10 protein-coding genes are annotated in these 12931 nt (G+C 53.1%); 5 read left to right on the forward strand and 5 right to left on the reverse strand.

The features are described from left to right. Positions 1-455: 455 nt before the first annotated feature. Entirely contained in the window at positions 456-1730 is a 1275-nt protein-coding gene (locus AC2TAD_RS08565) for an adenylate/guanylate cyclase domain-containing protein (protein ID WP_170355765.1), read from the reverse strand. A 341-nt stretch (positions 1731-2071) separates the two neighbouring features. Then, a complete protein-coding gene (gene araD / locus AC2TAD_RS08570; protein ID WP_353394472.1) occupies positions 2072-3805 on the reverse strand; it encodes an L-arabinonate dehydratase in 1734 nt (577 codons plus the stop codon). A gap of 511 nt (positions 3806-4316) precedes the next feature. Between araD and AC2TAD_RS08575 the strand changes: the two genes are divergently transcribed. From AC2TAD_RS08575 to AC2TAD_RS08590, 4 genes are all read left to right on the forward strand, one after another. Next, positions 4317-4775, forward strand: coding sequence for a hypothetical protein (locus tag AC2TAD_RS08575; RefSeq protein WP_170337121.1), 459 nt, complete (start codon positions 4317-4319; stop codon positions 4773-4775). Between the two features lie 184 nt (positions 4776-4959). Then, positions 4960-6726: an adenylate/guanylate cyclase domain-containing protein gene (locus tag AC2TAD_RS08580; protein WP_480867159.1), complete on the forward strand. Its 1767-nt coding sequence runs from the start codon at positions 4960-4962 to the stop codon at positions 6724-6726. A 1749-nt stretch (positions 6727-8475) separates the two neighbouring features. Beyond that, positions 8476-9165 (forward strand): hypothetical protein, encoded by a 690-nt coding sequence (locus AC2TAD_RS08585; RefSeq protein ID WP_170382452.1) that lies wholly within the window; start codon positions 8476-8478, stop codon positions 9163-9165. Between the two features lie 74 nt (positions 9166-9239). Further along, complete coding sequence (locus AC2TAD_RS08590) at positions 9240-9488, forward strand: ParB N-terminal domain-containing protein (RefSeq protein ID WP_039524390.1); 249 nt, start codon at positions 9240-9242, stop codon at positions 9486-9488. Here AC2TAD_RS08590 and AC2TAD_RS08595 read toward each other — a convergent pair. Both AC2TAD_RS08595 and AC2TAD_RS08600 read right to left on the reverse strand, forming a co-directional pair. Then, positions 9480-10493, reverse strand: coding sequence for a fatty acid desaturase (locus tag AC2TAD_RS08595; RefSeq protein WP_480867161.1), 1014 nt, complete (start codon positions 10491-10493; stop codon positions 9480-9482). The two genes, AC2TAD_RS08590 and AC2TAD_RS08595, sit on opposite strands and share 9 nt — an antisense overlap. Positions 10494-10567: 74 nt before the next feature. After that, positions 10568-10774: a cold-shock protein gene (locus tag AC2TAD_RS08600; protein WP_170382448.1), complete on the reverse strand. Its 207-nt coding sequence runs from the start codon at positions 10772-10774 to the stop codon at positions 10568-10570. Between the two features lie 734 nt (positions 10775-11508). Here AC2TAD_RS08600 and AC2TAD_RS08605 point away from each other — a divergent pair. Then, positions 11509-11928 carry a DUF3010 family protein gene (locus tag AC2TAD_RS08605; protein ID WP_480746966.1) on the forward strand — a complete coding sequence of 140 codons (420 nt, stop codon included), beginning with the start codon at positions 11509-11511 and terminating at the stop codon, positions 11926-11928. Between the two features lie 451 nt (positions 11929-12379). Here the strand turns inward: AC2TAD_RS08605 and AC2TAD_RS08610 are convergent, their stop codons facing one another. Further along, entirely contained in the window at positions 12380-12919 is a 540-nt protein-coding gene (locus AC2TAD_RS08610) for a site-specific integrase (RefSeq protein ID WP_480867163.1), read from the reverse strand. Positions 12920-12931 lie beyond the last annotated feature (12 nt).

The following is a 12931-nucleotide window of genomic DNA, read 5'->3' on the forward strand; positions in this document are numbered from 1 at the left end:
GTGTTTGGGACGCGGAAGCTAAAACGTGGCGCTCGTCTGCTGGATATTGGGAGTAAACTGGAATTGGGCACCGTATTAAAGCCTGAGAGCCTGTTTGTTCGATGGGTTCTCTGTAGCATGCAAACTTAAGGGAAAATCGTGCAAAGCTATGCGCAAACACCGCACAGAGTTATGGGCAAGACTTTAAGATTTTCTTCAATGAAATCAATGATGGGAATGCAGCGTTTTCAGCGCACCTAAATCCGGTCCCGGAGATTACAAAGTCCTGTTACGAATGTCCGCTTTGGGCTGACTGCAGTCCTTTGGAGGAAAAAATGCGGATGGCAGCAATGTCCCGCAAAACGGTTGCTCATGCCGAGTGTAGCGAACGACTGCCCTGAGCCCAAAGCTGACCGGTTTAATTCCAGCACCAGCGCCTAAACGAATGATTGCCAATCGCCTAATGCAATTGAGCGTTATGTGAAAATTTCGTAAGAAAAGACCTCTAAATCTTCCTCAAAACCCCGCAAAGAATGCCGCCCCAATTTTTTCGGCTCTTCAGATACCAAGTTCACAAAATCGCCTGTTGCTAAAAGCCGCGCCTCCAGTTTTCGCGTCAGGCCCTCTAACCTGCTGGCTATCGCGACTGATGGGCCAGTTACCGTAAAGTCCAAGCGCTTTTCAGTACCAACATTCCCGTAGACAGCCGCCCCAGTGTGCAAACCAACCCCAAATTCAGCACGGTCTAATGGATCAAGTTCTTCATTCCTTTGGAACGCTTCACGCGCCGCGGACAGGGCAGCTTCGCACATGTCTTCGGGTAGTCTTCGTTGACCATCAAAAGGAAAGATCGCAAGCAATCCATCGCCAACGAATTTAAGAACCTCTCCGCCGTGATCGTGTACCGCCCCACCGACACAATCGAAGAATTGGTTGACCGTCGCGACATATTTTTCCGATGACAAGCGCTGGCTCAAAGCCGTAGAGCCGCGCATATCGCTGAACAAGAGAGCACAGTCAATTATGCTGACATCTCCCCGGGCTATTTGACCGTTCAGTACGGATCGACCGGACAACTTGCCTAGATAGACCTCCATCAACTCAGCTGCCAAGAACTGCTCCGACAATACACGCGCTGCACCAAGCAAAGGTAAAGATAGCCGCGACAGACCATCTACCTCACGGTCTGTGAAACCAGAACGACGCTTTGTAGCAAAAGACACCGACGCGCCCAAAGCCCACTCCATATCTCCGTCAAAGACAACGGTACGATTGCCGAATGGTGCACTGCATACGACATAGTCGGTGACACCTGCTTCAGCGAGTTTTCGGAAAAGCGGAAATTTGTTACGGGTCGCTTGGTCTGTCAGATTTGCTCGCATGAAAGGAAACTTGATTGTGCCGTTCGCAAGTCCATCCGCCAAGTCCCAAACTTCCTCATTAAAGTGCTGTTTCGCAATCTCATTGGCCAATTTCGAATTCTCTCCGAAGGGTGCTTTGTCGAAGAGATCAGCCGTTACTGAGCTGCGTGGAAGAACAGTCCATTCAATACGATGGTTCGATGCATCCCACGTTGCATCGAGCAATCCAATTACAGGGTGCATCATCAGGCGGCCCAAGGAAACACGCGTGACCGGCACGCCACCATCGATCAGCCTGTTACTTAACTGCTCGACTAGTCCACCAAGATCAGCATCAAAAAAGGCCAGCTTTTGCAGCCAATCTGCAATGCGATCGAAAACATCCGCCATAACTTACACCTCCACCATCATCTTGTTACAGCCGAAGGCTTGTGTCATTCGGTTTGTCTTCGAACGCTCAATTCTCTAGCGATGGGTTTGCAAATTCTCACGCGCGTTCGCTCGCGATATTGGCCAAAGCCCGTCAATTTTTCGGCCTTGGAAAAAGTGCCAGGCACAACAGTCGATAGAGAAACGTGACTATTCAACTTTAAAGTACTCTTTCCAAGGTCCTGTGCAGCGGTGCAACTAACGGCCGCTTTGTCCGCTGAGCGGACGCTTGAGCAGCATGTCGACAACGTCTGCAATGAATTCAAGCGGGATGCTAGACCTGCAAGAGAGTGGAATCCTGCTCAGTTGATCTCGGGTTCTGGCACTTCTGCGCCGAAGTCTGTCCGCAAGTAGTCGAAATCGCAGCCCTTATCCGCCTGCTCGATGTGCTCTGAAAACATCTTTCCGTATCCTCGCTCATAGCGAGGGGGCGGAGGGGCCCACGCGCTACGGCGGCTTGCAAGGTCTTCCTCCGATAGATCGACGCGCAGAGACCGTCGGGGGATGTCCACTTCTATGATGTCGCCAGTCTCGATCAATGCCAGCGGTCCACCAACGAAAGCCTCGGGTGCCACGTGCAGGATACAAGCCCCATAGGACGTGCCAGACATCCGGGCATCCGAAAGCCGCACCATGTCGCGATGGCCCAGTTTCAGGAGTGCCTTGGGCATCGGGATCATGCCCCACTCTGGCATGCCTGGTCCGCCCTTCGGCCCAGCGTTGCGTAGAACTAGAACATGGTCCGGCGTCATCGGGTAGTCCTCGTCGTCGATGATGGCCTTCAGGTCGGCGTAGCTGTCGGCAACGATCGCGGGGCCCCGGTGGGTCTGGAATTTCGGATCCATCGCGGCGGGCTTGATCACCGCGCCATCCGGGGCGAGGTTCCCGCGCAAAACGGCCAGGGACCCTTCGTGATAAACTGGGTTTGAGAGCGGTCTGATCACGTCGTCATTGTAGTTCAATGCGTTCACGATGTTCTCACCCATAGTGCGGCCGTTCACGGTGAGCACTGACAGGTCGAGCTTTTCGCCCAGCTCCTTCATTAGGGCAGGCAGACCACCGGCGTAGAAGAAATCCTCCATCAGGTAGTCCGTGCCGGAGGGGCGGATGTTGGCGATGACCGGCGTCTCGCGACCGATCGCATCTAGATCGTCGAGCGTCAAATCCACGTCCGCGCGGCGGGCCATGGCGATAAGATGGATGATCGCATTGGTCGAGCATCCCGTGGCCATGGCGACAGTCACCGCGTTCCGCGTGCTTTGTGGCGTCATGATCTTGTCAGGCGTCAGGTCTTCCCAAACCATCTCGACTGAGCGGCGTCCGCTGGCGGCAGCCATGCGCTTGTGACCGGCATCGGGTGCGGGGATCGAAGAGGCCCCGGGCAGGGTCAGGCCCCAACCATCGGCGATGCTCATCATGGTCGCGGCGGTGCCCATGGTCATGCAGGTTCCGTAGCTTCGCGCAACACCGCCCTGCACGCCGTCCCATTGCGTCTTGGTGATGTTACCTGCGCGGCGTTCATCCCAGTATTCCCAGACGTCGGTGCCCGAGCCGAGTTTCTCACCAGCATAGTTGCCTCGGAGCATTGCGCCGGCAGGCATGAAGATGAAGGGCAGCCCCATGCTGACAGCGCCCATGACCAAGGCAGGCGTAGACTTGTCGCAGCCGCCCATCAGGACCGCCCCGTCGATGGGGTGGGAGCGCAAGGTCTCTTCAACCTCAATCGCGCCCATATTGCGGTAGAGCATGGATGTGGGCTTGAGAAACTGCTCTGCGAAAGACTGCACGGGCATCTCCACGGGCATACCGCCCGCTTGGTAGACGCCCTTCTTGACGAAATCAGCCCGGTCGCGAAGGTGATGGTGGCATGGCGAGAGATCCGACCATGTGTTGATGATTGCGATGATTGGCTTGCCGTCCCAATCCGCCCCGTCGAGGCCCATCTGCATAGCACGCGAGCGGTGTCCCATGGACCGCAGGTCGTCAGGTGAGAACCAGCGAGCCGAACGTAGGTCTTCGGGCCTCTTTCTCGTCATTTCATTCTCCTCCAGAATCGAAAACATGTACGGGATCATGGTAACTTTCGTCCTGCACACCAGAACGAGACCCAAAATATCGTATCATCGGAGTGGTGCCCAAAGACACTAGAAATGACCGCGGCCTCCAACAGTTTGCAAAGCGGTACAGTCACGGTGATTGTGCTGAGCTAGACAGACCTGCCAATCTATAAAAAGGAACTGTCGCTCCGCGCCGTTCAACCGCACTCGCTCCCAACAGATGAATGGCCGTTTCGTCCACATAGCGGTCACTCAGACGGATCGCAGCGAACGACCGCACTGAGCCATTTGCAGACTTCTTGCCGCAACCCAGTTGCTGCAACCGCATCAGGCCGCTCGCAGCCCAAAGCGGACCTTCATCACTAAGCTTTGCAATCTCTGAGATGCGGGACGAAGCTGACTTTTCAGGTCCGGCTATGCGTTCCTTTCCTAGCAATAAATTTCGTAGTCTCTATCATGCTGGTTTTGCCCCACTGTCGAAGGAAACAACATGTTGCGTTCAATGCTTATCCCCGCAGTTCTCTTTGCGCCTCATTGTCTGACTGCTGCAGAGAAAGTGTCGGCAACGAACTTCTATGTCGTCAACCAAGAGCAAATTTCCGCGGGCGAGGACGTGTTCTGGAAAGAGGACAACTATGGGACTTATACCGTTGACGAGGGACCAATCGATCCTGGTTTTGTCCGGTGCGTGGGCTCGGGTTTCGGCGGACCCAGCGGTGTCAGCGGCGGTGGCGTCTGTGTTTATGGTGAAGAAGAGGACACGTTCACCATGAGATGGGAGGTTGTTGCCTTCGGCGTCAACAACTGGCGGATTGTTTCCTCCACCGGCAAATATTCGGGGATGACTGGAAGTGGAACGACCAAAACACGTGTGGCGTCAAAATTCCTGGCGCTACCGCACCGTATTTCTGACTGGGAAGGCGAGGTTGCCTTGCCCGCTAGGGATTGAAACTCGAACTGAAATGGTCGGGGATGATGCTGATTTGAAAGGTTGGCAAAGCCCGCATTGGGCTTGTTGTCGCCTTTCGTTACTTTTCACATTAATGACCGGTGGCAGCCCGAAGCGGACATTCTCGAAAGTTGGCACACTACTGCCGAACTTGATAGATTCGAAAAAAGGTTGCTATTGGGAAATGCGCATGACACGCCGACTTGCCGCCATACTTGCCGCCGATATGGTCGGCTACTCACGGCTTATGGCGGCTAACGAGGCGGGAACACTTGCTCGCCTCAAAGACCTACGACGGGACATCATCAATCCAAGTATCGAAAGTGCCGGAGGTGAGATTATCAAGCTTACCGGTGATGGCCTGTTTGCACTTTTTAGCTCGGTCGTTTCTGCCGTTGAGGCCGCAGCGACGCTCCAGAAGGCGCTGCACGCCGCCGAAGCCGAGAGCCCCACCGAAAGCCGGATCAGCTTCCGAATAGGGTTGCACATTGGAGACGTAATCTTGGACGAGGGCGACATTTATGGCGAGGGTGTTAATCTTGCCGCAAGACTCGAAGGCGTCGCTGACCCAGGCGGTGTCATTCTGTCTGACGACGCATGCCGGCAGGTTCGAGGCAAAATTGAACACGACATCATAGACCTTGGCGAAGTAGCGCTCAAAAACATCTCGAAGCCAGTTCGCGCCTACAAATTGGCGATGGAGGGCGAATCTGATTCCACGAAATACCAATCGCAACCCACTGACAAACCATCAATCGCTGTCTTGCCCTTCCAGAACATGTCCAATGATCCAGAACAGGCATACTTCTGTGATGGCGTTTCCGAAGACATCATCACAGAGCTCTCGCGCTTTCCCGAGCTTTTCGTCATCGCCCGCAACTCCTCGTTTTCGTTCAAGGGTCGCCCCGTCACCCATATAGATGTCGCTCGTGAACTCGGTGTTCGCTACATGCTAGAGGGTAGCCTACGTCGAGCCCAAAACCGCGTACGCATTACTGCCCAACTCATCGACTGCACAAATGGAGCCCATGTTTGGGCCGAGCGCTACGACCGCACGCTAGACGACATCTTCGCGTTACAGGATGAGATTACACGCAGCGTGGTCGGCGCCATCGCCCCCCAGATATCCATTGCCGAAATAGATCGCGCGTCTGTGGCTCGAGATATCGACTTCAACTCCTACGACCTCTCGCTACGTGCGATGGCGATCTTCTACGCAGGAGGCTTCTACTCTCAGGAAAAGTTCGATGAGGTCATAACGGCCTCTGATCGCGCCATTGATCTCGACCCGCGCAATGTCCAGGCGCATTGGATCAAAGCGTTTGCCTACCTGATGCGTTATCTATACCAGTTCGATGAGGACCCCACCGAAAACCTGGGCCTAGCTGAGAAAAGCGTTGAACCTCTGTTTCTTGGTGGTCAACTCGACCCGCGCGCCTTATGCGTTCGCGGTATGGTTCGTCATTTCCGTGGAGATTTTGACGGGGCCAACGCCGACTTCAGTTTGGGCTTCACACTGAACCCGAACTTTGCCCGGAACATCTTCTTCATGGCCTGGCATGAATCTTTGGTCGGCCGAACCACACAGGCGCGCGAACATGCCCACCTTGCCCTCCAGCTTTCCCCACGCGACACTGACCTCTGGGTAGGAGACGCCTATCTGGCGCTCGCCCAAGCTGCCTTCGCCGACGCTGATTTTGAAGACGCAATGCGTTGGGGTGAGCACGCCATTCAGATGACGCCGCGTGCGCCGATCCGCCGGGCTCTTATGATCGCCAGTGCCGCCCACCTCGGGCGCGCCGAAGCAGGCCTGCCACATGAGCAGGCGCTGGCGGATTTCGCCCCAGCGTTCCTAGACAGCATTGTCTCCGGAGCTTTGATCCTCTTCCGTCTACCCGAACACAATGCGCTTTTGGTCGAAGGCTTGAAGAAAGCTGGTGTTAAGCCGTAGAGTTGGTCAGGATGCCAAAGCTCGAAACTATCGCAGACAAATCGTGCCAAGGGCCAATCCAATTTTAGCGCAATGTCCTCGAAAGGTTCTAAGCAATCGCTCATTGCTTCAATCGGCGACGACTGTTTCCAGCCCAAAACGGACATTCGCAATTAGACTTTGCAATTCCCGAGAAGCGTAGCAGATCAACCATTTGCTCGCGCCGCGAGTGCTTGCGCAGCATCAGTTCACAGGAGCGGCACGAATGTCGATGCGTTGCTGCTGATGACGTCAGGCCAGTCATTCATAGCCACGAGGAAACCTTGATCACGTACCGCTCTGTCGCCGCACTCAGGCTCGACAAGAGAGACGCGGACTTAAGCTGCCATTCGCTGCTGCTCCGCCCCCAAATCCCTACAACAACAGATTAATGCCAAGTAACTTCTTTCGGCGGTTCACCAGGCTACTTGGTCACGTGCTTGTTTCACAAACACCTGCCTTAGCAGTACTAGCGTTGCGACGAGGGAAACTTCCTTGACTCTATTCTGGCAAAGGACCACAAACGTGCATTGGTGAAAATTACTCGTCGTCGCGATGCTGCCGGCTTCGATGATCCAATGGCCTTCAGACTAACTGTAGCATGTGCCCCAGCATAGGAACGGGTCGCGCTGGGGTCTTCGCGTTGAGCTCGTTCCTCGCAAGCATTCGCAACTGTCACCTGACATGCTCCAGTTATCGCGTGACCCATCAATGAAGGCGCCGTATGAACAGAACATGGCTTATAAATCGCGTGCCCGATGCCGGATAGATCAGGTCTCAGGCTCCGTTTCAATCAGTCACTCATCGTGTTTTCGCGCCGCGTTCTTTGTTTGATCCCGACACTCTTGGTGTTGCTCTCCGGAACGCAGCTTCCCGCCCAAGTCGCAGGCAATGCTGATGGATCGGTCTGTGACGAAGGCTTCGAAAACAAGAACGGATCGTGTCAAAGAGCAAACGCACCTGAAAATGCGCATTTGACCGGCAGTTCCTATGGTCCAGGTTGGGTATGCAACCATGGATTCAAGCGTGTTGGAGATTTTTGTGAGGAAATAGAAGTTCCTAAAAACGCATATCTTGCATCGACCGGAGATCGATGGGAGTGCAATCGGCTCTTCCGACAAGTCGGTGAAAGATGCGAAGAATTGATAGCGCCTCAAAATGGGTACGTCGGAACCCGGTTTGGCGCACAGGAAATACACTGCAACTGGGGATTTCGTAAGGAAAGCCAAACATGTGTTGCAATAGAAGTTCCAAAAAACGGTCGTCTGAGCGACAAAAGAAGCTCGGATGGGTGGGTATGCCTCAGAGGGTACAGGGCAGCGGAGAGCGGCTGTGAGCCTGTGGCCGTTCCACAGCATGCATACCTTGCGCCTGAAACCTACTCTGGATGGAAATGTGAACGTGGCTTTCGCGCAAACCAGGACAGTTGCGTTGCGATCCTAGTCCCTTCCAACGCTCATTTGAATCGAAGAGGTGATGGTTGGGAATGTAATCGGCCGTTCACAAGACAGAACGATAAGTGCGCCGAAAATATGCCGCGAAAATAGGTTCGCTGGAAATCAATATCGCCTGACAAATCCGGAAGGACCAAGCCGTGAACCATAACTCGATTGACGAAAACCTTGGCAAAATGCTCAAGGCCGAAAGGGCGCATCGCTGGTCCCACAGAGTAAAGATGTTTATCGCGTTATTGGTGTTTGTTGCGACCATAATTGTGGTGGTGTTTCTCTGATGCGCAAAAATGCCCCTCAAGTAACCCTTCACGGTTCAAAGATGTCAGCTCGTGGTCTGGAACAAAGAGCATTTCAGGATCGCAGTGTTCGTGAGTCGCGGAACGCTGACGTAGCAGGAGTGATTGAAGAAGAATTTGGAAAGTACTTGATTAAGGCCGGCATCCTGAGCGGTAACAGCGTTGCGCGCGCATTCCCCAAGCCACCGGCTAAAACGCAGACAATGATTGCTGATGCAGTCGGCGAAACACCAGCATTGGCCATCGAAGCATTAAAAGAAATTCTCGGTGAACGAGACAGGAAACGTAGCGGTCAACGCCGTTTGGAGAGAAACTCCGGCACCCTCGTTCCCAGTGAAAGAGAATATGCCGAGGCATTGCGACAGATTAGGCTCACCCCTGCGCAGGTCACTATGCTCAAAGCACTTACAATCGCAGGCAAGGACGGTCTGACCATTGGTCATTTGTCTCAGGCGGCCGGTTACAAATCGCGCGAGGCCTCCATCAAGGTTTTTAAGAAAATCGGACTATTGATCGCAGAATATCTGGAACTGGACCTACCCGAAGCCGGATCGGTGCAGAATGATGGCGCCGCTCAGGTCCTGGCGTTTTCTCACATCGAAAGTGACGATGAGCCAGCCACTTGGGTTATGCATCAGGAACTGCGCGACGCTGTTCGTTCGGTTCTATGACGCACGTTCCAACCCCCGCTTTTGCAACGAACTCTGAACCGGAACAATTGCACGAAAGGTTGCTCACGTAGCTTATGTTGGAGAAAAGACCATATCCGCTCGACCTGATCTATGTACCTGTGAAACGGGCGAAAACGCTTGATCAACAAAAAGTTCTGACGCTGGCCGAAGATATCCTGAAGAACGGCCAGAAGACCCCGATCCAAATACGCTCGGACAACAAGAGGTTCGTGCTGATTGAAGGCCTTCACCGATTAGAGGCCATTCGCGCCCTGGGCGGTGATACGGTCGAAGCCTATCTGGTACGCGCCAGACTACACTAAATGCCTTTTGGAATTGGCGTTCGACAAAGCCTCGGAAAATGTCAGCAGACGTTGACTTTTTTCATCCCAAAGATGCAATCGTGCACAATGAAAGCTCTCATATAGAGTAATACGCTGGCAATTTTCTAACGCAGAATGGTCACGCAAAACTTCGTTTAGCCGGTAAAACGGTATGCGGCTGGCAAGGTGGTGAACATGGTGTACGCCGATGTTAGCAGAGAACCACCGCAGGATGCCTGGTAGGGCATAGTGAGAACTTCCATAGAATGCGGCGCTCTGAAGGTTCCACCCCTCTTCCCGTTCCCAGGTCGTGTGTTCAAACTGGTGTTGAATATAGAAAAGCCAAATACCAATCGATGATGCGACAATCATGGTTGGTAGGAAAACATACGATAATACCTCAATGCCTCCGGCCCAAAAAACTAGGGCCAATATCCCTGCAATTGCAGCGTTTGTTCCCATCGCACTTGCCCAGTACAGCCAGCCCGAACGCATGAAACCAAGAGGTAAACGGTTTTGAATAAAGAACGTATAGATCGGCGCAACACCGAACAGGAAGACGGGGTTCCGGGTCAGACGATAAGCGGCACGCCCGAACCACTTCCGCTTCAGGTATTCTTCAGTGGTCAATGTAGGGATGTCACCCATACCACGCCGATCAAGGTTACCGGTTGAAGCGTGGTGAATCGCATGGCTTTGCCGCCAAACGTCATAGGGTGTCAGGGCAAGAACACCTAGAACCCGACCGGTCCAATTGCAAACAGTGCGACTTCTAAAGAAAGATCCATGACCGCAATCATGCATAATGATGAAGATACGGACCAGAAACGCGGCATTCAGGATGGCCAGTAGTATTGCGATCCAGACACTAAAAGATAACGCAAACCACGCTAGGGCCCATAGCGCAAATAAGGGAGCAACTGTGATCGCAAGTTCAAAAACACTGCGCTTCGCATCGGCAACACGGTATTGCGCGAGCACCCGCGTCCAGTCTTTAGGTTGCAAGTTACTTGTTCTCCAATGGCTTATTGTAGCCCATTGTTCAATAGGGCACCCGAAAAGGGTGCCCTTTAAAAAGGTCAGGCGAGTGCCAGATTGGCGGCGCTTTCGCGTCCGTCACGGCCAGCTTCGACGTCAAAAGTAACCTTCTGACCGTCTTTTAATTCACTAAGGCCGGAACGTTCGATTGCTGAGATATGTACGAACACATCGCGCTTGCCATCTTCAGGCTCGATAAAGCCAAAACCTTTAGTCGAGTTGAACCATTTTACTGTGCCATTTGCCATGGTGGAAATCTCCAAATACTTGCCGCCCGCATTATTGCGGCGACTCGGCGTGGTCGGTCTGAATCGAAAGACTGAACGCCGAATTGGGGAGACAGCAGGTCGAAAAAGAAAAACGTAAGCCTTGTGTATATGGACTTCGAGTACGCACGATACAAGCCTTGATGCGGTGGAGGGCAACAGAGAAATCGAACCTGCCTGGCTTAGAACTCTACAAGTTGAGAAGACGCTGTCGTTCTGCGATCCAAACGCGAAGGCGGCTTGGGAGGCCGTACAAAAGATCAATGACCGCTTTTGGGAATCTATCCCGCAACATCCGAGACAGCTATAAGCGTCCGTTTTGATGCCGTAGCGAGACTTTGCAAAGTCCGGTTTCTGCGCCTTGCTGACATTCGGATCTGACCAGATTGCAGGTGCGGCGAATGACGGCTTTAGTCCGCTGAGCAGAAGTTCGACGTGAGCCGAGTGAATGGCCGCTTTGTTAAGCTAAGCAAGATCAAAACTCACAATTCAGAATTTCCTTTCGGCGCCTACGGAAAACCTCACAGGGAGACTTGGCTGGACTTTTTGGTCTTTCAGCGGCGGCATGACTGCCTTCAACCGTCTTTCCTATGCCAGCATTGCGGATCTGAATGACTAACCTTGTTGACCGCGATAACGCGCGGAAACCGGTATCGGTGGCATATATTCTGGTTCGAAAAATGTTAGTGAGGAACTGTCAAACAAAGGAATGACATATGAGAGTATGCGGTTGCGAGATATCGGCACAGGAAGTTCGGCTTGCCGTTGTCGACCTGGATGACGAGGGCAAGGTGGAGATGCTCCGACCGAAGACCACAAGGATTGAACTCGAGGATGATACATCCGAGGCAGATCTGCGTTCATTCATGGCCGCGCTTGATGAGTTTGCTCGCGAAAACGAGGTTGGAACGTTTGCGATCAAAACGCGTGCAAAGAAAGGCCGTATGGCAGGCGGTGCGGTCTCTTTCAAAATCGAGACTCTGATCCAACTTACAGAAGGATGTCACACTAGGTTCGTCAATCCAGTGGCTTTGTCCAATTTCGCCAAGAAGGAAGTGAAAGAATATCCTGAGAAGCTGCCGGTCTATTTAAAGAACGCCTTTCTTTCTGGTGCTTATACATTGGCCAAGGGCTGATGTCAGATCTTGGCTGGGCGTTCGGGGGTATTGCGGTTTGTAATGCTACCAATCGAAATCTGGAGATTGTCACCCATGCGTCACCCAAGTTCCTTACGCATTGCCATCTGATCTTACTTAGTGGATTGATTGGAATGGGTTAATTGTGCTGATCGTTTTAATGGCACGTGGATCTAACATTTTCGTGTCTCCACTCAAATGCTTATCAAAACAATGGGCCCTATCGGTCCATGTTGCTATTTTTCTCGGCCTCCGAGGCTTTGAAAGATCGTTTTGATCTCAGGTTCCAAGTGCTGACCTCTGTAAACAAATGAAGTCTCATGGCGCGCGTACTTGCCGTGGCGATCTGCGCTTAGCCAGTTGTAGGAGCCAATTGCCAACAAGTCGTCGTCTACTGCAACAATCTTGCTATGCAACCGAGGTACTTCGTGAAGTCGTACACCGATCTTGGTTAGGGTGTCTTTTGCCAATGACATCTGGGTTTGACCATCACTCGCTGTCCTCCAGAGTTTGGGAAAGGCTGCATTACCTGTTGAGCCCATTGCTCGAGTGCCTCGCGTTTTTCATCTGCGTATGAGTAACGGTTATACACGGCAGCGACGCCAGAAATGATACCTGATTTATGGTTGAGCACTTTTTCGATGACATGTGGCGCAACGCCGATGCGCGCCATGCCTGAAGCAGCCGTACGGCGCAGATCGTGAAACCACCAATCGTCGAAACCGACTTCGCGATCGAGGCGCTCTTTCAATCGCCCAAACCCCGAGACAGGAGTGGTGCCAGTCGTCGTAAACACATAGTCGGAACCGGCGAAGCGGGGCAAGCCGTGAAGAATGCTAATGACCTGCGGCGACAGTGGTACATCATGCGCAATTCCGTTTTTCGCGCGTTCGGCAGGAATCGTCCACATCGCATCGTTCAGGTTGATTTCAGACCATCGCATCTCGGAGACTTCGGCGCGACGCTGACCGGTGAGTATGAGCAACTGCACAAGCGGGCCGAA

The organism is Ruegeria sp. HKCCD7628, assembly GCF_057221005.1.